The sequence below is a fragment of the Paenibacillus sp. FSL L8-0663 genome, assembly GCF_038008125.1.
Lineage (GTDB): Bacteria > Bacillota > Bacilli > Paenibacillales > Paenibacillaceae > Paenibacillus > Paenibacillus polymyxa_D.
This window is the reverse complement of record NZ_JBBOYM010000001.1, coordinates 1,284,673-1,309,112: the sequence shown is the minus strand read 5'-3', so window position 1 is coordinate 1,309,112 and position 24,440 is coordinate 1,284,673. Positions and strand designations below refer to the sequence as shown.

The window sequence follows — 24,440 nt, the reverse complement described above, 5'->3', positions numbered from 1 at the left end:
GGCCTCCTGTCTACAGTTCAGGATTTGCATAATCCCTATGTATCCGATTGTTACCGCAGATTTTGTATTGCAGAATGTTCACACATTTTATTCGAGAATTTTGCAAAATCCTCATTCATAAGCATTTACCGGAATGGACAATCGGATCTGTGTTCCTTCTCCGATTCGACTTGAAATATCAAATTCGCCTCCCATCGATTGAGCTAAATATTCCATATTCATCATGCCCAGGCCCCCGCCTGCACTGACCGCCTCACCTCCTGCTACCATTCTCGCCGTCTCAAACCCTACTCCGTCGTCATGAATAGACAGTCTAATCACTTGGGGCGTCAATTTTAACTTCACATCAATTCGCTTGGCCAATCCATGACGGATTGCGTTCCCCGCCGCTTCGGAAATGATGCGGAACAAAGCCTTTTGGTACAAATACGGAAGTGAATAATGATCACCATGAATGTCAAAATCAATTTGTACATGATTCAGCTTGGATAGTGTATGCAGATGACTTTTCACCGTCCCTAACCAAGTTGAGCCTCCACTTTTTTTCGAGCTTAGACTATGAATCGCCCCTTTCAGCTCTCTAACCGCTTGGTTGGCAGATTGCTGAATTAGATCAATTTGCTCCTCCACCTGCTCCTTTGGCTGATGACACCAGGTTTGCCGGAGAGAATGCGTTGCGTACACAATACCAAAAAGGCTCTGAGAAACATTGTCATGCATTTCATTTGCAATCCGGTTCTGCTCATTCGTCACAATCAATTGATTCTCAATACGCTCCAGCTCATAGCGCTCCAAAAACACAGCACTCAGCTCAGCCAAGAATATCAGTTGTTGCACGAGCCAGCGTCTTCCTGTCAGACTTTGATCCGGTCCCAGCTTGAGGCCAATCGTCGCTACAAAGCGGGTCGTCATCGGTACGGTGATCATGAGAAAGTCGCCCCATTCTGGCAGATGTCTGAAAAATGGTTCGCGTTCTTCCCTGAACTCCTCCCGGTAATTCTCCAGTTCCTCGAATAGCTGCTCCTCCTCCTCCACCGTCCAGCCTGTCTGGCTGCTTGCCGGTGCATCCTCCTCCTGACTATCCAGCCAGAAAAATGCACGGCTCTGCTTGGTAAGCTTGACAGTGTAATCCGAGATGACCTGACCCAGATTTAATGCCTCATTATGGCTGGTCGTCTCCATGATGTGGTAAATTGACTTGATATGATCCATCGTCTCATTGGCTTGTTCTTTAGCCACCTTCAGTTCGTCCTTCATGACGCCGATAACCTGCATTGCCATCGTGGTTACGATCAATACCAGAAACAAATTAATGTTCTGCAATATAAGATCCCACAAAAAATATTGACCTGGTGTAAAAAAGATATAACAAAATGTAAGCACCAAACCGATATAAGAAAGTAGGAGCGTCCAGCTGTACCTCATAGATAGATGAGCACAAGCTACCAGCATGGGAGTAATCACATACCATTTGAACGGGCTATTTATCCCTCCGGTCGGGAATAACAACAAAATGATCCCTGCTGTTTCTAGTGCAATGCTACATTTCAATACCATATCATGAAGTCTGTATTTACGGTAAATCCAAGTAAATGCTGTAACGGATAAAAATAGAAACCCAATCAGTAACAGCTTCTGCCACACGATTAATCTAGATGATTCGAACAGAAAAACAAGTGACGTTAAAGATAGTGATACATAACGGTATAGAAAAATCATTTTGTCTTCTGCTGACTTCCTCAACTTCATCCTGTCACCCTATTCTGTGTTTTGAAGGGACGATGGGCATATTAGGTTTGTGTACTCTAAAAAATCATAACCAATCCAAAAATAAATAACAAGACATAAACTCTTACGTAAACGGTTACATTCCAAAAAATTTGGTACTTTTTATAACATATTTACCGTTTCAGGAAAACATTTTGGGGGTAATGTCAGAATTTATGACGTTTGTCAAGGAAATAAATCACATTTTTGCGACCTAAAAAAGACTTGCTGGTACCACTGTGATTACAACAGCGGTATTCAGCGAGTCCTTTTTTAGTGAACCTGGTAGTCTACATTTTAGCCCCCGGCACGTGCTAATTCACGCATATTGGCTTCAAATGCTGCCAATAGAGCTTCATCTCCGCTCAAACCAGTTGCCTCTTCTTTTTGGATCTGTTCAACCATACGCTTGTAATCCTTTGGAATCACTCGTACAAACTGCTGAATCGCAGTCTGCCAATCATCCAAAATACGTTGTCCCGCTTCACTACCCGTGTAAGTGACATGGCGTTGAATCAAGCCGCGCAACTCCGCTGCTTCTGTAGGTTCTTCCACACCTTCCAGCAACACCATTTCCAGATTACAACGGCTCAGGAACGTCCCCTCAGGGTCATAGACATATGCAATACCTCCGGACATTCCAGCTCCAAAATTCCGTCCGGTTCCACCCAATACAGCTACACGTCCGCCTGTCATATATTCGCAACCATGATCTCCAACGCCCTCAACAACAATACGTGCGCCGGAGTTCCGAACGGCAAAGCGCTCGCCTGCGATTCCGCTAATGTAAGCTTCACCGCTGGTCGCTCCATACAAGGCTGTATTTCCGATAATAATGTTCTCTTCTGCCTTAAAGGTCGCTTTGTGAGACTTTTTCACAATAACCTTACCGCCAGATAGCCCTTTACCGACATAGTCATTGCTATCGCCTTCCACACTCAACGTGATGCCTTTCGGAATAAATGCTCCGAAGCTCTGACCTGCCGATCCAATAAAGTTAAAGCGAATCGTATCCTCAGGCAGACCCGCCGCTCCATACTTACGGGTGACCTCGCTGCCCAGAATCGTCCCTACCGCCCGATTCACGTTTGTAATAGGTAAGGTACCCTCAACAGGCGTTCCGTTCTCCAACGCTTTCGCAGCCATCGGTACGAGCTGCTGCATGTCGAGTGTTTCTTCCAGACCGTGGTTTTGGCGTTGTACACGGTAACGTACACTACCTTCTTCCAACTCAGGAACATGCAACAGCAAGCTCAGGTCTACGCCCTTCTTCTTCCAGTGCGAATCGGCGTTCACGGTATCCAGGCAATCCGTACGTCCAATCATTTCCTGAATCGTACGGAAGCCCAATTCCGCCATAATTTCACGGACATCTTCTGCAATAAAACGCATAAAATTCACCACATGGGCAGGATCGCCCATATAATTTTTGCGCAGCTCCGGATTCTGCGTAGCCACACCAACCGGACATGTATCCATTTGGCATACCCGCATCATAATACAGCCCAACGCCACGAGCGGCGCTGTAGAGAAGCCGTATTCTTCCGCGCCCAACAGGGCAGCTACTACCAAATCGCGGCCAGACAGCATCTTGCCGTCTGTCTCCAATACTACGCGGTCGCGCAGGTTGTTTAGCATCAGCGTCTGATGCGTCTCCGCCAGACCCAGCTCCCAAGGCATACCCGCATGACGAATGGAGCCTTGCGGAGAAGCGCCTGTACCACCGTCGTAACCGCTGACTAGAATAATGTCAGCACGGCCTTTAGCTACCCCTGTAGCAATCGTACCTACTCCTACCTCTGACACCAGTTTCACGTTAATGTCAGCACGCGGATTGGCGTTTTTGAGATCATAGATGAGCTCTGCCAAATCCTCGATAGAATAAATATCGTGATGCGGCGGTGGTGAAATCAAACCTACTCCTGGCGTAGAGCCACGGACCTCAGCGACCCAAGGGTACACCTTACGTCCTGGCAGTTGTCCACCTTCGCCCGGCTTCGCGCCTTGCGCCATTTTGATCTGAATTTCGTCGGCATTCACCAAGTAATTCGATGTTACACCGAATCGGCCCGATGCTACCTGCTTAATCGAACTGCGACGAGAATCACCATTGGCATCCGGTATGAAACGTGCAGGGTTCTCCCCACCTTCACCCGTATTGCTCTTGCCACCGATCCGATTCATCGCAATCGCCATATCTTCATGCGCTTCCTGACTGATCGAGCCAAAGGACATGGCTCCTGTCTTGAAGCGACGCATAATGGATGCAGCGGATTCCACTTCATCCAGTGGCACAGGCTCACCAGCATGCTTCAATTGAAGCATGGAGCGAATCGTCAAATACTGTTCAGATTCACCCTGTACCAGCTTGGCGTATTTCTTGTAAAGCTTGTAGTCTCCCGAGCGAACCGACTGCTGGAGCAAATGCACCGTTTGCGGGTTAAACAAATGCTCTTCCCCATCGTTACGCCATTGATATTCGCCGCCCGAATCCAGCACTTTGTCGTTGCCGTCCTTGTCGGTGAAAGCACGATTATGATGAACCAGCGCTTCTATAGTCACTTCCTCCAGACCAATACCGCCAATGCGGGAAGGTGTCCAGGTGAAATAACGGTCAACAAAATCCTGTTTTAAACCTACGGCCTCAAAAATTTGCGCCCCACGGTACGACTGAATCGTGGAAATACCCATTTTGGACAATATTTTAACGACACCCTTCGTTGCCGCTTTAATATAATTTTTAACTGCCTTTTCGTGCGAGATGCCGCGCAGCAAACCCTGCTGAATCATGACATCCAGCGTTTCAAAAGCCAGATACGGATTAACCGCACTCACACCGTAGCCAAGCAGCACCGCATAATGGTGAACATCCCTTGGCTCGCCGGACTCCAGCAAAATACTTACACGTGTGCGGGTACCCTGTTTAATCAAATGGTGATGCAGGCTGGAAACAGCTAGCAACGCCGGAATGGCTGCATTCTCCGCATCCACTCCACGGTCGGACAAAATCAGGATGTTATGACCTTTGTCAATGACACGGTCAGCCGCCTCAAACAATCCTTCCAGCGCCTTGCGTAAGCCCTCAGCACCTTCCTTCGCTTCAAAGAAGATCGGGATCGTCATCGATTTGAAGCCTGGACGGTGCACGTGGCGAATTTTGGCAAACTCCTCATTCGATAGCACCGGCGAATCCAAACGAATCTGGCGACAGCTTTCCGGTTCTGGATGCAGTAAATTGCGCTCTGGTCCAATCGTAGTTGCGGTTGACGTTACAATCTCTTCACGAATGGCGTCAATCGGCGGGTTTGTGACTTGGGCGAACATTTGTTTAAAGTAATTGTACAAACGTTGCGGACGATCAGACAGCACCGCCAATGGTGCGTCGTATCCCATTGAGCCAATCGGTTCTGCACCTGTAAGTGCCATCGGCTCCAGAATTTTGCGCAGTTCTTCAAACGTATATCCAAAAGCGAGCTGAAGCTGATTTACATTTTCATGTTTAGGCTCCGGCTGTTCTAGTGCTTCCGGCAGCTCATCCAAATCAACCAAGTGCTCATCCAGCCATTGCTGATAAGGTTCCTCGGAAGCAATACGTTCCTTTAACTCTTCGTCAGAAACGATACGGCCTTCTTGGGTATCAACCAACAGCATACGACCCGGACGGAGACGATCCTTATAGAGCACATTTTCAGGATCAATATCCAATACACCCGCCTCTGAAGACAGTGCGATCAGATCGTCCTTGGTCACATAGTAACGTGCAGGACGCAGACCGTTGCGGTCGAGAATCGCCCCGATTTGGATACCGTCTGTAAACGCCATTGCAGCAGGTCCGTCCCACGGCTCCATCATAGTGCTGTGATATTCATAAAATGCCCGCTTCTTCGGGTCCATGGTTTCATGCTTGTTCCAAGGCTCCGGCACCATCATCATGGCTACATGAGGAAGGGATCGTCCGCTCAGATACAGAAACTCCAGCGTATTATCAAACATGGCTGTATCCGAGCCATCTGGGTTAATGACGGGTTTTACCTTCTTAATGTCTCCGCCAAATGCTTCGCTTTCAAACTGCGCCTGGCGCGCATGCATCCAGTTCACGTTGCCGCGCATCGTATTAATTTCACCGTTGTGAATCATAAAACGATAAGGATGCGCACGATCCCAGCTCGGGAACGTATTCGTACTAAAACGGGAATGGACCAGCGCGATCGCTGATGTCACCCGCTCATCCTGCAAATCCAGATAAAATTTACCTACCTGCTCGGTTGTCAGCATTCCTTTGTATACAACCTTGCGACAGGACAAACTTGGAATATAGAACGACTCACCGTTCTCATCCTCTTGGTTATAGCGAATAGCAAGCTCTGCACGTTTGCGAATGACATACAGTTTCCGTTCGAAGTCCAACTCTTCCTTCAAATCGCTACTGCGACCGATGAATACCTGACGCACACCCGGTTTAGCTGCTTTTGCCGATTTACCCAGCATTTCGTCATAAGTTGGAACATCGCGAAAACCCAAACAATTTTGACCTTCGTCCACGATGATATCTCTTAGCTTCTGCTCATGCACCTCACGAACTTTTGGATCATTGGATACAAAAAGCATACCCACGCCATAATGTCCGGCCTTTGGCAATTTGAAGCCCAATCGCTCCGCTTCCTCTTGAAAAAACAGATGAGGGACCTGAATCATAATCCCTGCTCCGTCACCGGAGTTAGGTTCACTTCCCTGACCGCCCCGATGCTCCATATTCACGAGCATGGTCAAAGCCTGACTTACAATATCGTGCGATGGTTTTCCCTTGATGTGGGCAACAAAGCCCATGCCGCAGGCGTCTTTTTCGAATTGGGGATCATATAGTCCCTGTTTGGGTGGTAAACCTGTCTGTCTCATGGAACGCAACCTTTCTGTTATAAAGTCATGCTGGCCTGAAATACAGGCGGCCGAATAGAAGACAGTGGCAACAAGAGGTAACTCAAAGAACAACTACGAGGAATGGGGGACAAAACATGTGACGTATTCAAGGCGGTACGGTCCACCGAATGCGTATGTTTTTCAATAATTATGCAATGGCTTGACTTGAAAAATACGTCGATTCCACTGATGAATCTAATTAGTTCTATCATTTTATCATTGACCTATCATGTTAGCAATTCAAAGTTTTTATGATTGTGATAATAAATCTTTTACATTACAGCTTCAACGTATCAATGCAAATTTATCTCATTTTTATGTATAAATATTCACTTTTAAAAAACAACCTTTCCTATTCCTCTAAGGAACAGAAAAGGCTGACAAAGGAGATACGATAAGTTAATAGACCATCTAGTGTATTCACGCAAATCAGATATCCGTATTAAAATTCGAGACTTTCGCCGGGCTTCAACGCTTTCCCTTCAATGCCTTCTTTGTGCAAACGATCACAGAAGCCATCTCCGTCCTGCTCAATACCCGGGAACGTATTGTAATGCACTGGTATTACGCGACTTGCACGCAGCCATTTTGCTGCCAGCAGTGCATCCTCCGGTCCCATCGTATAACCATCTCCGATCGGCAATACCGCAGCATCGATGGAGTTAGTCTCCCCAATGAGACGCATGTCGCCAAACAGACCAGTATCCCCTGCATGGAAAAAGGTTTGGCCTCCCATGGTCAATAAAATCCCCGCCGGCTCTCCCATGTAAATGGGTTTTCCGTCCACCGTCAAAGATGAGCTGTGAAACGCAAGTGTGAATTTCACATGGAAACCGTCAAAGTGGTGCCCCCCACCCAGATTCATACCGTGAGCTTTGGCCCCCAAGGATGAACAATATTCGGCCAGTTCCGCGACCGCGATTACTGGACAATCATTGCGCTTGGCAATTTCAACAGCATCTCCAAAATGATCGGCATGACCGTGTGTCAACAACACGGCATCCACCTGAATATCCTCGGCCTGTACGGTTGCTTTAGGATTTCCCGTCAAAAAAGGATCAATAATAATCCGTTTCCCCTCTGCCTCTACCAGTACAACTGAATGTCCATAATATGTGATTTTCATATCATCTACGCCTCCTTTGTCACTTTCATTATTTGGGTTACTTTCCTTTACCTATTATACCTCTTTTGCATACTGGCTTCACCTGTACCACAAAATCCGTTCACAAAGCTGAACCCTATTGTTTAGAAAGGGCTGTTATTTGTAGAAGGGTGCCTTTATTTATAAAAGGTATGATGACCGATCGTTTTCACCTTGGTACGGGAATGATGAACCGTAAGGTCCTGGGCCAACGTAAGCGACAGGAAAAAACAGGTGTTATCAGGCACGGCTTTATGGCCGTTCAAAGCAGCAGTAACCGCACGAATGCTGTCCTGGTTGGGCTGAACACGACGAAGACGCCCGTTCGCGACCGGACTAAATTGCGCTTTTTGATAAATCACTGCCTGAATCGTATCGGGAAATGGGGCTGACCGCAGCCGGTTTAAGACAACGTTGGCAACTGCCACTTTGCCTTCGTACGGTTCGCCTTCTGCTTCTGCCATCACTATTTTTTGCAGCAGGAGCAGTTCTTTAGCGGAGACAGTATAGCTCCAGGTAGACAACGCCTTGTCATCCTGCGTGAGCATTTTTGTCTTCGTAAAGTAGATGGTTGTAGGAGGGGTTAGGATTGCGGACTTGCTATGCTGGACCTCAGGCTTTTTCTTGCCTGTAGCAACGTTATTCCGAGCTTGTTCCGCCTGCTTCATCTGGGAAGCGGGTAACGGAGTCGGCATGATTTCTTTCCAGCTTGGCTGCCCATGAGCAGCAACAAAGATGGGGCTTGTCCTGTTAGACCCTTTATGGGTCCCCATCCTGTCGCCATATGTAGGAGCTGCAGAGTTCCCTGACCAGCTCAGAGAATGCATGGATGCATTTTTATGATTATTCTGTGTTTGCTGAACCTCAGCGTAGAGGCCTATCCCCAATATACAAACAAGCAGCACACTCAAAAGAGGTGCAAACCAACGATGTTCTTTAATAATTTCCATAATGTTCCTCCCGTTAACTTAAGCACATTCCTCAGATATGTAACCCAAAATGCGCTTTTTGAATAACGCTGAAACACTATATCACTAAATTCGCTGATAGATCAAGGGTTTCGCCTCATTAATGGGAATGTTTGAATTATTTGGTACATTGGTTTTTGACCCAATCGTGTTGCATATAAAACAAATTCTCCCACTTCCCAAGGCCCACCGCTTCGGTCATTGGGCTGCCACACAGAAGCTGGAATGGGCTGTCCCCCTGTGTACGAACGTGCTACGGTGATATGAGGTCGATAGGGTCTGTCCTCAGGTTTAAAACCAAGCGGTTTGGTAGCACGAAGTATAGACTGATATAGCTGCTCTAGCGACTCTCGCTGTTCAGTCACTCCTTTCCAAAGTACACGTGGAAATTCTTCACGGCCAAAAAAACCTGCTTCTCCAATACCAAGTGTGAACGGGTGATGCTCAGCTGCCGCTTGAACTAAAACCTGCTCAAGTTTCGGGATAACTGAGGTCTCCACATCACCCAAAAACTGAAGTGTCACGTGGTAATCTCTGAAATCAATCCATTTGCGAAAAGAAAGATCACTCAAATCCTGCTCCACCCAATGATGTAAGTTCTTCTTGTGCTCATTTGGGAGAGCAATAGCTGTAAAAAGTCTTTGCGATTCATCTTTCATCAACCTTTACCTCCTTTGCTATAGATATTTGTGGATATCTCAAAAGAAGCTGTTTGGATTGTCCCTAATCAGGGTAAAGCCATTTGTTGTTATATATAGTGACACCGCGAGCTCGTTTTTATCCTTCTTATGCAATTTTTTCAGCAATCTGTTATTCTTGAAAAGATGGTTCGCCAGAATATATTGGAAACTCCAAGGAATCAAAAATCGAGGAGGCTGTGAACTATGGGAAACATTTTAAGCTTACATCAACTGACGGAAGAGCAAAAAAAACAAGTTCGTGCAGCGGCTTCGGGCTACGAGTTGATTATTGGCAAAGCTCAGGAATTAGAATCTAAGCAAATCCGGGAGGCCGAGATTATTCTGGGCTGGTCCAAGCATATTGCCGAAGATGCATTACATCCAGACAGCAAGCTGAAGTGGATACAAACCTGGTCGGCTGGGATTGATAAGCTACCGCTTACCGAATTGGAGAAGCGTAACATTTTACTCACGAATACGAGTGGTGTTCATGCCATTCCAATTACAGAGCAGATCTTTGGAATGCTGCTATCGCATACACGTTATTTACAGCAAGCAGCTCTCTTGCAGCGTCAGAAAACATGGCAACCACCGAAAGGCCAACTGACGGAATTACGTGGCAAAACGCTGTTGATTACAGGCGTTGGCGAAATTGGCCGTGAAACAGCGCGGATTGCAGAATCCTTTGGCATGCGGGTAATCGGAGTCCGCCGTTCTGGCAAGGAAGCTCCGCATGTAGAGCATATGTATACTAACGAACAACTACACGATGCATTGGGAGCAGCGGATATCGTGGTAAATATATTGCCATTCACCGAGGAGACTCATCACTTCTTTGACGAAAAAGCATTTGCAGCTATGCGTAAGGGAGCCTTCTTCATTAATGTAGGTCGCGGTGGAACCGTTCATACGGATGCGCTTGTACGCTCTTTGGAGCAAAAGCATATTGCCTTTGCCGGACTGGATGTATTCGAGGAAGAACCACTACCTGCGTCACATCCACTATGGAGTCTGGACCATGTTTTGATCACACCGCATATTGCAGGCGATACGGACCGATACGCCGAACGAGCGGTAGATATTTTTCTTACTAATTTGAATGCCTATGCCGCTGATCAGGAACTGCCGTTGAATTTGGTTAACTATAAAACTCAGTATTAACACACTACTTACAGATCCAGATTTCCCGACTCATACCTGTCTTATGTATGCGACATTGCTCCGTAAGGGTCCAACCTGACTCGGATAACAATGTTTCCATCGGCTCCGTGCTCACGACCACCGCCCGCGCGGCCAAGCGTCTCAGACTGCGCAGCATCTTCTTTTGTTCATCAGCCGGGAGCACGGAGCACAGGTTATAGGGCATATCCAATATGGCCGCATCGTATGTGCCTTCGAGCTTATTCATATCCCCGAGTTTCACTAGATCTTCTTCATATCCAAAATGACGCAAATTCACTCGTGCCCCACGCACCGCCAACGGATTGATATCACAACCGCGAATATCCTTTCCCATACTCAATGCCTCAATCATTACATTGCCCATACCACAACACGGGTCTAGCAGTTTCAATGAGCCTGGTTCTCCCTTTGTTGCTATTAGATCAGTTGCTGCCAAATTCACAAGTGCCCTAGCTACCAGAACGGGTAGTCCAGTAGAATAATTTTGCGGCTTCTGACGACGCTCCTGCCACGATCTGTCGCTATACTGACACCTGCCCAGTAGCCACCGTTGTCCTATCCGAATAACACCAAGGGTGATATCCGGTGTCTTCATTTGCGCCTGCCCATGAATACGCGCGCCAATCCGGCGTTCGATCCCGCGCCGCTCGTCATAGCCGGCCTCATGGTCACCTTCTTTAAGGCACAACACCTTGAAAGTCTTTCCTTCCTCAAGCTGTAACATAGAGGCTGCTTCGCATAGCTCTTCCAGTGTTCCCGCATCTGTCACTACATCCAGCCGAAGATGAATAAACGGGCTGGTCCCCGGTTCCAGCCGTCGATGGGACAACAGGATGGAATCCTGCACGGGCGGCTGACCGAACAAACATTTTAATTCCAAAAGACATAACTCACGCTCTGTTTCATGACACGCATAGGTATACACGTAGCTTGGTTTCATTTCATCGATATTCGTTTTCTGTTTATTCATGTCAGATCTCTTTTCATCTTTTCATTAGGAATCAAGGCTAGAATTTACGGCCTCCGCTATTAGACGGTAGGAGTGAAGCCGCTGCTCATAATCGGGAATCGGTGTGACCAACAGAAACTCATCGTTATCATATTTAATCTGCAAGCCACGTAACCGTTCGGCAATAACCGACGGCGTTCCCACCAGCCAGCTGGCCCGAATTGCCGGGTCGCCCAATGTAATCTGAGCAGCCCATTGCTGCGCCAGCTCATCCGTCAAGGCACATACTGCGCCTACAGCAACCATGGTACGTGGCTTGTCTATCCGATTGGATGGCTGAAAGCTGGAGCGGTAAATGCTGAGCATCTCTTCTGTTTGATGTTCACTCATAAACTGACCGAATACATAGCCTGTTGAATACTGGGCGGCATATTCGGCACTTTTTCGGTTTGTGCCCAGCATCCACACTGCTGGCGGCTGTTCAGGCATTGGCCGGGCAAACACAGGCACCTGTTCATATTCGTAAGTACCTTCCAGCAAAGCCAATAGAGCTTCCATCGTCTGTGGCAGCTCCGTCACATGTTGAAGAAAATTGCCGCTCAGTGCCATCGAAGCATGAGGTCCCCCACCAGGTGCTCTCCCCAGACCCAATTCGACTCTGCCAGGATATAGAGCGGCCAGCAGATGAAACCATTCCGCGACCTTGACTGGACTATAATGCGGAAGCAAGATAGCACCCGCACCCAGTTTGATTGTCTTCGTCACTGCCCCGATATGAGACAGCAGCACTTCCGGGCTGGAGGAAGCCAGCCCCTCCATATCATGGTGCTCCGAGGTCCAGTAACGTGTATATCCCCACGCTTCTGCCTGTCTCGCTAGTTCGCCAGCTCGTTGAACCGCCTGCTCCGGACGGTTACCGGGCAGCAACGGCACCATATCGAGCACACCGAGATTCAACCTTTTTATAGATAAAGACCGAGATGGCATAGACACAATCCTCCCTCCTACTATCAGCTATAAACCAGTTTCTTCTACTATATAGGGGGAATTTAAAGGTTAATCCAGATCATAAATGGAACCCACCTTCAGGCCGTATAACTCATTATAGATTTTTTCAGCAAAAGCATCGGTCATGCCTGCAATATAGTCTATGACCATATGCTCCCATGTCCAGATCGGCTTCGTCTTGGCTTGGTCGCGCTCATAGCGCTGGAGCCAGTCGCTTGGAATAATAGATTTGGATGTTTCCGGGTCCAGAAAAGCCAACCAAAGTCGTTTGAGCATCCACTCACTCCGTTTTTGCAGTCGCTGTACGCGCAGATCGCGGATCATCGTAACCCAAGCAAAGCTTTTCAATACACTCACAGTACGCAGCATATCCAAATCTTCGTTTCCATCCCGTACAAAGGTCACCTTTTTCCAATTTCCATCATCAATGACACCCAAGCTGCTGACAAACAGACTGACCCAGTATGCCTTCACTTCACGGCGGGTCCGGGAATAATCGTGTTCACACATCGGCATCTTGCCATTCCACACCTTCAAAAATTCACTCAGTACAGCCGCTACCTTCTGCTCAATCTGAGCCAGTTGCCAGCCTTGCCAGAAGCTATCCTCCAACGTGGTGATTTTCTCCGTAATCAGACGAATTAAATACGGATCATACAAGAAGTGCTCGTGTACCTCGATTTTTCCAGCCTTAATCCCATCCTCCAAATCATGCGCAGAATAAGCGATATCGTCGCACAGGTCCATAAGCTGGGCTTCCAGCGTTTTTTTACCATCAGGGATACCCCAATCCTCGCGGATGGAACGTATATATTCCCACTCATGCAGATACAACCCTTTTTTGTTCAGAATCCCTGGGTACGGGTATTTGTTGATCCCCAGTAACACAGCGTCCGACAAATTCAAACCATCCACGTTCTCACGCTTCTCCAAAAACATAATCAGCCGGAAATTGTGCGCGTTCCCTTCAAAATGCTCATAAATTCGTCGCTCACGCGCATAGGCCTCCTGTCCACGCTTGGACTCCGGTGTGAAGCCTCCGGCAGAGGATATCTTTTCTACCTTTGTTTCAATCAGTTGATCCAAAATCCCGTCCAGTACTTCTTCTCCCTTGTGTCCGAACGGGGGATGCCCAAAGTCATGTGCGATGGAAGCACATTCTACCACTTCAGGGTCAATGATCAGTCCTGCGTTACCTGCCTGTTCCAGCTCTACTTCAGGATAGCGGCGCAGCAAGCTTCGGGATGCTTCACGCGCAATTTGCGCTACCTCCAAGGAATGCGTCAGTCGTGTGCGATAATAATCGCCCGTGCCTGCACCAAATACCTGTGATTTACCCTGCAACCGACGGAAAGTCGGTGAATGAATCAAACGGGAGTAATCCCGTTCATATGCGGCCCGTGAAGCGTCGCTTCGTGTCTGTTCCGCAAATTGCCGATGCTCTCTCTTGTCCTGCCATGTCATAAATCCCACTCCCTACGTACTCAATTGGAGTGATTATACATTTTTTTCGCGCTTCATGAAAGCTCACATGACTTTCAGTTGTATATGTAAGCATCAAACTATCCCACCTAGCGCATTATCGCCTATCAAGCCAAGCCAGTGGTCAGACGATGAGTAATAAAAAAAACAAGTCCAAAAAAACTTAATATAGGGTAAATAGTATAATAAAATAAAACTAGACTTTATATTTAATGGTTTTGAGTTTGATTATTTTCTACAGCGTTACTTCATAAACGCGCTCGATTGTTGAAGATTATTTATTAACTAAGACCTGTTGAATTGCCCCCTAATGCTATCATTTTAATTGTACCTAATTATCAGGCTTGTTGTTGAGAGAGATTTTGAAAAATTAAAAACGCCTATCTAGCAAGATAGACGTAAAGTATAACAAGCTTTAAAGAGGTTGATAACTCACCTCACGCGTTTTTACTTTCACACTAATTTTTGTAATATAATCTTTTTCCTCTTTTGCTGCAATCGAGTGCAGTAAATATTCCTCATAAATATCACCATCTAACGCTAACTTCTCCTGTTCTAAATAAGCGAGTAGCGTATTATAAGTCTCAGTCTGTGAGATTTCATCATAAGGTCCTTGATGATAAATGACCGCGTAGTGTCCAGCTGGTTTCATTCTTGCTGACGGGTCATCTAGGCGACAAAATAGGTAGCTTACGCCTTCAAACTTCTTATTTAAAAAATCTTCTTTTGTATACACAGTACCGTATGCGGCTGTACTTTTAATCCCAAGCTTTTTTAAAAATGGCGTAGTTTGCTCGTAAAGTTCCCCCATTGATAACGACGACCAATCTATTTTCTCGTCGCTATACACAACAGGTTCGGCTGGTAATTGCTTCATCAATACTTCTCCAAATGATACTTCTTCCATCTCTTTTGTCAGGGCAACCGTTCGTTCTAGGAAAAACTGAATATCTTGTAACTTTTGAATTTCCATTGCCGCTTTTTCTTGCTGTTCCATTGCTAATTGTTGTAACGCTTGTACGTTAGGCGCGTCAAAATACGTTTTGAGTTCTTTAATCGGTACCTCAACTGCACGAAGCGATTGAATCGCTACAAATTGATCGAACTGCTCAAATGTGTAGTAGCGATAGCCATTATCAAAGGTGCCTGCAGGCTTAAATAAATCGATTTTATCGTAATAAAGCAATGTATCTTTATTGATTTCAAGTAACTTGGCAAATTCGCCTGTCAAATATGTTTTTTCGAATGTATTTTTCATCTCTTTTCACTTCTTTCTTTACTCTGGAGTTACTCCATACCTTACACTATTCCTTGCGAACATAACACGAAAACATAAATGAGACAAGCAATTACTAAGGTGTTGAACGCACTTAGGTTGATGAGGAAGAGTGCCATGGGGTATATTGATCAATTAATTGAAAACTACGGGTACGCAGCGGTTTTTATTGTGCTTGCCCTCGAGTTATTTAGCCTTCCGATTCCCGATGAAGTGATGGTACTATTATTTGTTGGCTATTTCACGAAAATCGGGCTGTTACATTAGAGTTTTTCTTTCTTAGCTGTTTTTAGTGGGTCATTGATAGGCATGCTTGTTAGTTATGAAATAGGCAAAAGAATCGGTAGTCCACTACTAATTTGGCCTGGTAAATGGTTTGGTTTCTCACTGAAATGGCGTAATAAGGCAGAACGCTGGATTCAAAAATACGGATCCCCGGCCATTATCGTCAGCTATTTTGTTCCTGGCATGCGCCATGTTACGGGGTACTTTTGTGGCATTTCGCATATGCCTCTAAAATCGTACATGCTATATGCTGGGGTGAGTGCTTTACTTTGGAGTCTACTATTTTTAACAATCGGACGAATATTTTACTCAGTTTAAGAGAAAGGTGTTTTAGAGATGACAAAACAAAATGAACAAATTACGATAGCCCCTGTACCGCAGGAAGAGCTAGCAATATTTAAGGAAGAATTACAAGAGGCATTTATGAAAGGGTTACAAGATAGTTTTCAAGAAGCAGAGGATCCAACAGAAATGGGACCAATCCCATCCGATGAGGATTTCGAGCATTCACTTACTGCAAAAGATTCGGTTGTGCGTCAAATTGTACTAAATGGCGAAAGAATCGGTGGCATCGTATTAAAAATTAATCCCGACACACAGCGAAACGAAGTGGACTTCTTGTATACAAAGGCTAATGCACACGGCAAAGGTCTTGGTACAAAGGCATGGGAAGCGATAGAAGCAGCTTTCCCAAAGACGAAGGTTTGGGAGCTACATACACCGTATTTTGAAAAGCGGAACATCCATTTTTATGTGAATAAATGTGGCTTTAAAATTGTGGAGTTTTATCACCGAGGCAATCCAGGACCGAGTATTGAAGGAGAAGAGCCTGAATCTGATGCAGATTATGAGTTTTTCCGTTTTGAAAAGGTCATGACAAAAGAAAGCAGTGAAGCGTAATGCAAGGAAAGGTCTCACAGCTTTGGGCATTGATGAATCGCAGTCAAATGGCGAAGGGGCAATTAGTCTTTTTATTTTTCATTAGTTTAGTGGAGGTTGCAGCTGGGCTTGCTGTCCCCCTGTTAACGATGAAGCTCATTAATCAAATTTCAGATGCGGGTTTTGCCGTAACATCACTCTTGCCAGTCATTGCGATTTTAATTGTGCAAGCGATGTTAAGTGCCATTGCTTTTTATCTGATGCGCCGTTTAGGTGAAAAGGTTGTCGCGAATTTAAGGACAGAAGTATGGGAACATATGCTACATTTACGTTTATCGTATTATGATGCGCATGAATCAGGCGAAACGATGAGCCGCATTACGCAGGATACAAATGTCGTGAAGGAGTTTGTGACCGAGCAGCTCGTGTCCTTTGTGTCAGGACTATTTGCGATCCTCGGTGCCGTTGTTGTTTTACTATGGATTGACTGGAAAATGACATTGCTACTCCTGATTGCTGTGCCACTGACAATTTTTGTGACGTATCCATTAGGCGAAAAAATGTATGCCATCTCAGTAGAAAATCAGGATGAGCTAGCAGGCTTTGGCGGACGATTAGGACGTATTTTATCGAATATTCGTCTTGTGAAAGCGTCGCAAACGGAGCAGCAGGAGCTAGCAGGCGGTAAAAAGCAAATTCAGCAGCTGTACAAGTACGGTTTAAAGGAAGCGAAGATTGTTGCGATTCTTTCACCACTGATGACGCTACTCATGATGGTCGTATTGATTGCGATTTTCGGCTATGGCGGCTCACAGGTAGCAACAGGAGCAATCACTTCAGGCGAGCTTGTTGCCATTATGATTTATTTAGTGCAAATTATTATGCCATTTACACAAATGGCGACGTTCTTTACCAATTTACAAAAAACACTTGGTGCGACAGAGCGTATTGTTGAAGCACTCAATGTGAAGCGTGAAGTACAAGACGGGAAACCAGTATCTGCTACACCACTACCTATCCACTTCCAAAACGTATCGTTTAAATATAATGAAAAGTATGTATTAAATGACATGACATTTACGTTAGAACCGAATGAAACGACCGCCTTTGTCAGCCGAAGTGGTGGTGGGAAAACGACGATGTTCTCCCTTATTGAACGATTTTATGACGTGACATCAGGTGCGATACTGTATGGTAACGAAAACATTGAGCAATTTAACTTAACAGAGTGGCGTGGGCTGTTTGGCTATGTAAGTCAAAATGCACCGTTATTAAATGGAACGATTCGTGACAACGTCATGTACGGGACGAATGGAGCAAGCGAACAAGAGGTACTTGCCGCATTAAAAGCAGCCTATGCCTATGATTTTGTCATGCAGCTGGACAAACGCCTCGATACAGAGGTTGGTGAAGGAGGTATTAAGCTTTCAGGTGGTCAAAAACAGCGTATTGCGATTGCTCGTGCGATTTTACGAAGTCCGAGAATCTTATTACTTGATGAGGCGACATCGAACTTAGATAACGAATCAGAGCGTGAAGTGCAGCTTGCCCTTCAAGCGTTAACGAAAAACCGGATGACGATCATCATCGCCCATCGATTATCCACGATTACAAGTGCAGACCAAATCCTTGTCTTTGAAGAAGGACGCCTGTCAGGTCAAGGCACACATGAAGCATTACAAAAAACACATCCGTATTATCAACAACTTTGGCATAATGGTCGTTTGACTGAAGATTAGACTATAGGATGCAAAAAGGTTTCTAGTAAGTTACTTTCGTGTTCTCTTTGAAAGTAAAGACATTAAAATAACTAATGAAATGGAAGTGGGACAGAACAAAATTTCACTTCCTAAATATTAACAATTTTACATATTCAATCAGCCTCTAAATGACAACATGGCGACGCTGAAAGGCCTTAATGCGATTGTGACGACCTTCTACCGTTGCGTTTGTCCACCGACATTGATGGTAGTTTACGATTTCTATGTTCCAATTGCGCATCGTTTTTAAGGTGCTACCAACAGCAGGGTGGTCCATCTTTTCGCCTTGCTCACACCAACGCTCAATCCCAGTTTGGCAGCACTAAAGTTAGGCGAGCAGTCATTGCTTCCTTCCATTCCCATACGCTGCGAAGCAGCGGGGAGAAGGTTAGTAGCGTCTCCAGTCGGGTACGGCTCTCCTCTACCAGCGATTCTGCAGGCGGATTGAGTAAGCGATGGTGGGCTTTTAGGTAAGTCCTTGCCCGTGGCAATAGCGTAGACTGAACGGTTTTCCCATGCTGTTCGCTCAGGCTTAAGATACTGATGCCTAATTTTCAAAAACGAAATTATGCAAAATGCTCATGTAAAAAGGTGTCCCCCAGCCATTTGCTACAGGCCAGAGAACACCTTTTACTCAACTTTATATCCCTCACCACTTTTGCTCTAACGCTTTGCCCTCGGGTCCAATACATCCCGCAGCCCATCACCCATCAGATTAAAGCCTAATACGGTCAGCATGATAGATATCCCCGGAAAAATAACTGTCCACGGCGCGTTCTGGATATATTGCCGCGAATCGGACAACATTTTACCCCACTCTGGCTCAGGGGGTTGTGCACCCAAGCCCAGAAATCCAAGCGCTGCTGCTTCAATGATGGCCGTTCCGATCCCCAACGTTCCCTGTACGATGATCGGTGTCAGGCTGTTAGGCAAAATATAACGGAGGATGATTCGTGTATTATTGGCTCCAAGTGCTCTGGCAGAAGTGATATACTCCTCTGTTTTGACACTCAGCACCTTAGAGCGAACTAACCGTCCATACGTTGGGACATTGACAATGGCAATGGCGTACAACGCATTTTCCAATGAAGGCCCTAGAATGGCCACAATAGCAATGGCCAGCAAAATCCCCGGAAATGCCAGTAAAATGTCGAATAGCCGCGAGATGGCCATATCTGCCCATTTTCCGTAAAATCCTGCGATTAAACCTAAGGCGGTTCCTACAATCATTGAACCAATAACAGACAAGAAACCGACCCACAACGAGATTCTGGCTCCATACAGCGTGCGAGTCAGTAAATCTCGACCGAGATCATCCGTACCGAACCAATGCTCCGCAGAAGGAGGCTGCAAACGGCTCACCAAATTTTGCTCTTTATAGTCAAAAGGAGCAATCCACGGCGCGATCAAAGCAATGATGACAAAGAAGATAATAATGCTCAGGCCGACGAACGCCATTTTATTGTGACGGAATGCCCTCCACGCGTCCCTCCAAGGGCCAGTCACAACAGGCAAATGCGCCAATGTACTGCGTGTCGTCGGTATGTTGTTGGGTTCCATTGAAAATTGTGACATCGGACAAGCTCCCCCTTGAACAATTGACGACTTGATTACTGATAACGGATACGCCGGTCGAGAACCGCGTACAACAAATCGACAATCAGATTAATGATGACGAACAGGAACGCTATGATCAGAATTCCGCTTTGAATAACCGGATAGTCACGCGAGCTGATCGCTTCAAAAATGTACCGTCCGATGCCGGGCCAGGCAAAAATGGTTTCTGTCAGTACCGCGCCTCCCAGTAGTGATCCCGTCTGAAGACCGATGACAGTAAGTACGGGGATCGCAGCATTTTTAAGCGCATGTTTGTACACGACTTGAAAAGATGCCAGCCCCTTCGCCCGAGCCGTACGGATATAGTCCGCATCCATAACCTCCAGCATGCTGGAACGGGTAATGCGCGCAATGACCGCCATTGGAATCGTTCCAAGTGCGATACTGGGCAGGATCAAATGCTTGATGACGGTCCACACCTGATCCATACGCCCACCTATGAACGCATCAATCACGGCTAAATGTGTCACAGCTTCCACCGGATCACGGGAATTCATGCGTCCGATGGAAGGAAGCCAATGCAGCTTATTTGCAAAAATCCATTGCTCCATCAAGCCCAGCCAAAAAATCGGCATCGATACTCCGACCAGTGCAATGACCATGCTGACATAGTCAAACCAGGAATTTCGCTTCCAGGCACTCACGATGCCAGCGTTCATTCCAACTACTATGGCAAAAAACATGCTCGCTACTGTCAACTCCAGCGTAGCCGCCAGATAAGGAAGCATTTCCCGGGCAATCGGCTGTCTGGTGCGAATGGAATCACCCAAGTCTCCATGTGCCAGTTCACTCAAATAGGTTCCATATTGCTGAAACCACGGCTTATCCAGTCCCAATTGCTCACGTAGCGCCTGTTTGGACTGTTCCGTAGCTTTATCTCCTAGTATGGTTTCCGCCGGATCACCCGGAATAGCATGAATAATCGAAAATACGATAAGCGTCATGCCCAGTAATACAGGAATCAATATGGCCAGTCTTTTTACAATATATGAGTTCATATCCTATTCACCGCCTGCTTGCGTTTGGGCTATTCAAAATAAATATTTCCGTACGCTTCCATACCTGCCGGAGAAGGTACAAAACCCTTGAGGTTCGCTTTACCTGCCATCAACGGTGTGCTGTGAACCAAGGGAATCCACGGTGCATCCTGTTTAATAATCACTTGTGCTTGTTTATACAGTTCCCCACGCTTGTCCTGATCGACCTCAACCTGCGCCTTCACCAATACTTTGTGGAGTTCCTCATTCACATAAAAACTACGGTTATTGCCTGGAATCGTATCCTTGTCCAGCAATGTATAAAGGAAATTATCCGGGTCACCATTGTCCCCGTTCCATCCCAACATGTACAGATCATCCTTCTCTCCTGCTTTAAGATCATCCAGATACGTAGCCCATTCTGGAGATTGGATGTTGACTTTGACGCCTATTTTTTCAAAATCGGCTTGAATGGCCTCTGCCACCTTTTTGCCGTCAGGCATGTAAGGACGAGATACGGGCATTGCATAGAAGGTTAACGGCTCGGGAAGCCCGTTAGGAAAACCCGCTTCCGCCAGTAAAGATTTAGCCTTATCCAGATCATAGGCGTAGTCCTGAATACTATCGTTGTACCCCCATAACGTAGGTGGCATCGGATTGACCGCAGGCTTAGCCTGCCCTGCAAACAATGCATCAATAATGGCCTGCTTGTTCACTGCGTGATTCAGCGCCTGGCGCACCTTGGGATTATTGAATGTTTTTTTCTTTAAATTAAATCCAATGTACGCCACATTAAAGGAGGGACGTTCAATTTTCACCAATTCGCTATTACCGTCTAGCTGCTTTGCATCATCCGGATTCAAATCCTCCATTAGGTCAATTTCTCCATTTTGCAGAGCATTAAATCGCGCGGTATTGTCGGGTATGGAACGAACAATGATCTTTGCCAACTTCGGCTGGCCCTCTTTCCAATAGTTTGGATTCTTCTCCAGCGTGATGGTATCGTTCCGTTTCCATTCCTTAAATACAAAAGGCCCCGTGCCGATCGGATTACTCTTGAAATCAGCCTTTTTCTCCTGAATTGCCTTGGGACTTGCAATACTAAAGGATGGCATAGCGATATTTTGTAAAAACGGCGCCTGCGGCTTGTTCAGTGTAAACTGGACACTGTTCGCATCTACCGCTTTAACCTCCTTAATCACCCTACTTCCTTCAGGACCGAACATAGAATCATAATAGTCAAACGAGTCACCTTCAAATTTGTATGGACTTTTTGGATCAGCCCAGCGGTCAAAGTTAAACACAACCGCTTCAGCGTTAAAGTCACTTCCATCATGGAATTTTACACCCTGACGCAGCTTGAACGTATAGACCAGCCCATCCGGTGATACTTCCCAGCTCTCTGCAAGCCCCGGTTGGATCTCCGTTGTGTTTTCCTTATATTCCAGCAGTGTGTCGAACACTTGCATTCCAATTTTTAGCGACTCGCTTTCAGTCACAATGGCAGGATCTAGCGCCACGGAATCTCCTCCGCGTCCATAAATAAGCGTGTCCTGCACGCCCTCTCCTGCTCCGCTTGGTGTTTTCCCTGCCTCTGGCTTTGCTCCTTCACCTGATCCCCCACAACCGGAAAGCGCCAAAACAGCTCCTAGCGCAAGCACCAGCAGAACGGTCCAGATTTTGTGTTTTGCATACTTTTTGCTCATGCAGCAAACCCCTTTCACACCTTATATATTGTTAATTCGTTGATACCGGATGAATGCCAATTCTTGAATTGACATGACAAGCTTGTCCTCAAGCTGTAATCCCAGGTTCCGAGTTCATCAAATAGGTGTAGTAGGACAGAAGTGTTCATAATCTAGTGGTGTAAGAGATGCTGTAGGGTAATGAATAAATGTGATGTGATAAAGAGAAAGAGGAGTATGTAAGGTCGTGGTGAAAGTGTGACATATACTCACAAACAGTGAATATTATGCTCAAACAAAGTTGATTATTGGATACTTTACTATAAAATCTGGAAGCCGACAAGGGGGTTTTTCATACATTACGATATGTTTTTATACATCATGTCAATTAATATTACAAACCAACTTACACGATCATACCAAATATATGCTCCTGCTGGGGGTCTTTAACCTCCAAGCAGGAGTATAATCTTACCTCAAAAATGTATTCAGCACCGGACCTCCATCCTGTATATCCTATTCCCAGGTATGTTCTGAAATAAACAAACATACAAGAGCTTTTACCGCTTGATCTGGCTGGTAGACATGCTGCATTTTCACCCAATGATTCACACTTTTAAAACGTTCTAGTTCAGCTTATGTAGAAATCATGAAGAACATCACTTTACAATAAGTGCAGGCGGTTGCCTTTGAACCGCCTGTCTATTTACGTTTCAGGCGTATGGCTTAGTTCGCATGAAAATAATCCCTTTTTCGCATAAAATTCATAAAAGATCATTTGGTCGTTTTAAACACACCCAGACGGTTCAGTACGACCAGTAAGCGATAAAAATCGTAACTGCTTGGCAGTTTCGCATCCACAATCGGGCTTGCTGGATGAAATGCAACAGCGGCAGCCATTGCTTCCTTCGCCCAGGCCGGTACAGGCATAGCCTGACGCGCCTCCAGCTCAGCTACCCGCTGATCCACTTTTTTAATATAAGCACTTTGTTCATTCAACGTCTGCTTGAGCACATCTTTGCTGTTTTCAAGAGCAGCGACCTGCTGCTGCAGGGCCTTAAATGCCGCTTTTTCCTCTGCTGTCATTGACTCATCCCCCTCTTCTCCTGCAAATGCTTGGCGTAGCTCGGCCTCTGTTCCGGCGTATACATTCAGGTCAACCGGCCCTTGAATTCCATCAACCCGTCCACTATCGCTGTATTGCCAAAAGTCCCAGTTCTTCCATGCTGTGGTGTCGCCGGGCACCCGTGTACTATAACGTGCAATCCACAGCTTATAACTGCCCAATGGCGCTTTGAAATGGGCAGCAAAAGCATTCCCTGTGTATACCATCGGCTTACAGCCGCTTACCCGTTCAAATTCCGTTACAAATGCCAACGCAACCTCATGAATCGTGGCCGAGCTAAGCCCTCCCGGATTATTTTCGTAATCCATCACCGCTGGCAAGTCCAGCGCTTTCGCCCCACCCACCTGCTCCAACACCTCGGCGAAATGCCTGGCTTCTGTTTTTGCTGCATTTACATTGGTCGCATCTACAAAATGGTACGCTCCCAGTAAGAGCCCGGCTGCCTTGATCCCTTTTGCATTCGTGATAAATGTCGGATCGACGTAACGCTGTCCTTGACTCGCTTTAATAAAGGCAAACGATTTACCATCGGCTCGTACACGCTTCCAATCAATCGTTCCCTGATATCGGGACACGTCAATGCCTTCGGTAGCATTAGGGCTACGACTTTGCATAAGGCGCTCCCTCCCTGTCATTATAATGTTGTAGCACTCTGTCTCTGTTATATATGCTTGGACCATCCATACGGTCTGGGCTTTTCCACTTTTATACCGAAAAAAGGGCATAAAGGTAGTCAGC

Annotated in this window: 17 protein-coding genes and 2 pseudogenes; 5 read left to right on the top strand and 14 right to left on the bottom strand. The window is 46.2% G+C overall.

The genetic code is table 11. From position 1 onward, the window contains the following. Window positions 1-111: 111 nt before the first annotated feature. From MKY75_RS05860 to thpR, 5 genes are all read right to left on the bottom strand, one after another. The gene (locus MKY75_RS05860) at window positions 112-1,749 is read right to left on the bottom strand and encodes a sensor histidine kinase (RefSeq protein WP_029516188.1); all 1,638 of its coding nucleotides are present in this window, start codon (window positions 1,747-1,749) and stop codon (window positions 112-114) included. Window positions 1,750-2,064: 315 nt separating this feature from the next. Then, complete coding sequence (gene gltB / locus MKY75_RS05855; RefSeq protein ID WP_340884638.1) at window positions 2,065-6,663, bottom strand: glutamate synthase large subunit; 4,599 nt, start codon at window positions 6,661-6,663, stop codon at window positions 2,065-2,067. A gap of 463 nt (window positions 6,664-7,126) precedes the next feature. After that, on the bottom strand, window positions 7,127-7,810 hold the full coding sequence (locus MKY75_RS05850) for a metal-dependent hydrolase (RefSeq protein WP_104496511.1): 684 nt from the start codon (window positions 7,808-7,810) through the stop codon (window positions 7,127-7,129). 155 nt (window positions 7,811-7,965) lie between these two features. Then, complete coding sequence (locus MKY75_RS05845) at window positions 7,966-8,778, bottom strand: cell wall hydrolase (RefSeq protein ID WP_029516185.1); 813 nt, start codon at window positions 8,776-8,778, stop codon at window positions 7,966-7,968. 101 nt (window positions 8,779-8,879) lie between these two features. Continuing rightward, complete coding sequence (thpR, locus tag MKY75_RS05840) at window positions 8,880-9,455, bottom strand: RNA 2',3'-cyclic phosphodiesterase (RefSeq protein ID WP_340884635.1); 576 nt, start codon at window positions 9,453-9,455, stop codon at window positions 8,880-8,882. A 225-nt stretch (window positions 9,456-9,680) separates the two neighbouring features. Between thpR and MKY75_RS05835 the strand changes: the two genes are divergently transcribed. Beyond that, on the top strand, window positions 9,681-10,637 hold the full coding sequence (locus MKY75_RS05835) for a D-2-hydroxyacid dehydrogenase (protein WP_039269519.1): 957 nt from the start codon (window positions 9,681-9,683) through the stop codon (window positions 10,635-10,637). A gap of 4 nt (window positions 10,638-10,641) precedes the next feature. Here the strand turns inward: MKY75_RS05835 and MKY75_RS05830 are convergent, their stop codons facing one another. The 4 genes from MKY75_RS05830 to MKY75_RS05815 form a co-directional block, all read right to left on the bottom strand. After that, window positions 10,642-11,628: a methyltransferase domain-containing protein gene (locus MKY75_RS05830; protein WP_340884633.1), complete on the bottom strand. Its 987-nt coding sequence runs from the start codon at window positions 11,626-11,628 to the stop codon at window positions 10,642-10,644. 24 nt (window positions 11,629-11,652) lie between these two features. Continuing rightward, window positions 11,653-12,594: an MsnO8 family LLM class oxidoreductase gene (locus MKY75_RS05825; protein ID WP_165145386.1), complete on the bottom strand. Its 942-nt coding sequence runs from the start codon at window positions 12,592-12,594 to the stop codon at window positions 11,653-11,655. Window positions 12,595-12,663: 69 nt separating this feature from the next. Then, entirely contained in the window at window positions 12,664-14,079 is a 1,416-nt protein-coding gene (locus MKY75_RS05820; RefSeq protein ID WP_340884631.1) for a deoxyguanosinetriphosphate triphosphohydrolase family protein, read from the bottom strand. 433 nt (window positions 14,080-14,512) lie between these two features. Continuing rightward, window positions 14,513-15,355 (bottom strand): MerR family transcriptional regulator, encoded by an 843-nt coding sequence (locus MKY75_RS05815; RefSeq protein ID WP_029516179.1) that lies wholly within the window; start codon window positions 15,353-15,355, stop codon window positions 14,513-14,515. Between the two features lie 120 nt (window positions 15,356-15,475). Here MKY75_RS05815 and MKY75_RS05810 point away from each other — a divergent pair, with 120 nt between their 5' ends. The 4 genes and pseudogenes from MKY75_RS05810 to MKY75_RS05795 all read left to right on the top strand — a co-directional run bounded on the left by MKY75_RS05810 (window position 15,476) and on the right by MKY75_RS05795 (window position 18,276). Continuing rightward, window positions 15,476-15,640 (top strand): hypothetical protein, encoded by a 165-nt coding sequence (locus tag MKY75_RS05810; RefSeq protein ID WP_239645149.1) that lies wholly within the window; start codon window positions 15,476-15,478, stop codon window positions 15,638-15,640. Window positions 15,641-15,658: 18 nt separating this feature from the next. Beyond that, window positions 15,659-15,976: pseudogene (locus MKY75_RS05805) on the top strand (DedA family protein); the annotation flags it as partial. A gap of 18 nt (window positions 15,977-15,994) precedes the next feature. Beyond that, window positions 15,995-16,558 carry a GNAT family N-acetyltransferase gene (locus MKY75_RS05800; RefSeq protein ID WP_029516178.1) on the top strand — a complete coding sequence of 188 codons (564 nt, stop codon included), beginning with the start codon at window positions 15,995-15,997 and terminating at the stop codon, window positions 16,556-16,558. Further along, window positions 16,558-18,276 (top strand): ABC transporter ATP-binding protein, encoded by a 1,719-nt coding sequence (locus MKY75_RS05795; protein ID WP_209949668.1) that lies wholly within the window; start codon window positions 16,558-16,560, stop codon window positions 18,274-18,276. Before MKY75_RS05800 ends, MKY75_RS05795 begins: the two co-directional genes overlap by 1 nt. A gap of 157 nt (window positions 18,277-18,433) precedes the next feature. On the opposite strand, the pseudogene MKY75_RS05785 reads toward MKY75_RS05795, so the two are convergent. From MKY75_RS05785 to MKY75_RS05765, 5 genes and pseudogenes are all read right to left on the bottom strand, one after another. Next, a pseudogene (locus tag MKY75_RS05785) lies at window positions 18,434-18,809 on the bottom strand (transposase); the annotation flags it as partial. Window positions 18,810-18,960: 151 nt separating this feature from the next. Beyond that, window positions 18,961-19,872 carry a nickel transporter permease gene (gene nikC / locus MKY75_RS05780; protein WP_103048940.1) on the bottom strand — a complete coding sequence of 304 codons (912 nt, stop codon included), beginning with the start codon at window positions 19,870-19,872 and terminating at the stop codon, window positions 18,961-18,963. 35 nt (window positions 19,873-19,907) lie between these two features. Beyond that, complete coding sequence (locus tag MKY75_RS05775) at window positions 19,908-20,912, bottom strand: ABC transporter permease (protein ID WP_029516174.1); 1,005 nt, start codon at window positions 20,910-20,912, stop codon at window positions 19,908-19,910. Between the two features lie 29 nt (window positions 20,913-20,941). Continuing rightward, on the bottom strand, window positions 20,942-22,597 hold the full coding sequence (locus MKY75_RS05770; RefSeq protein ID WP_340884629.1) for an ABC transporter substrate-binding protein: 1,656 nt from the start codon (window positions 22,595-22,597) through the stop codon (window positions 20,942-20,944). 753 nt (window positions 22,598-23,350) lie between these two features. After that, entirely contained in the window at window positions 23,351-24,316 is a 966-nt protein-coding gene (locus tag MKY75_RS05765; RefSeq protein WP_340884626.1) for a glycoside hydrolase family 25 protein, read from the bottom strand. Window positions 24,317-24,440: the final 124 nt, after the last annotated feature.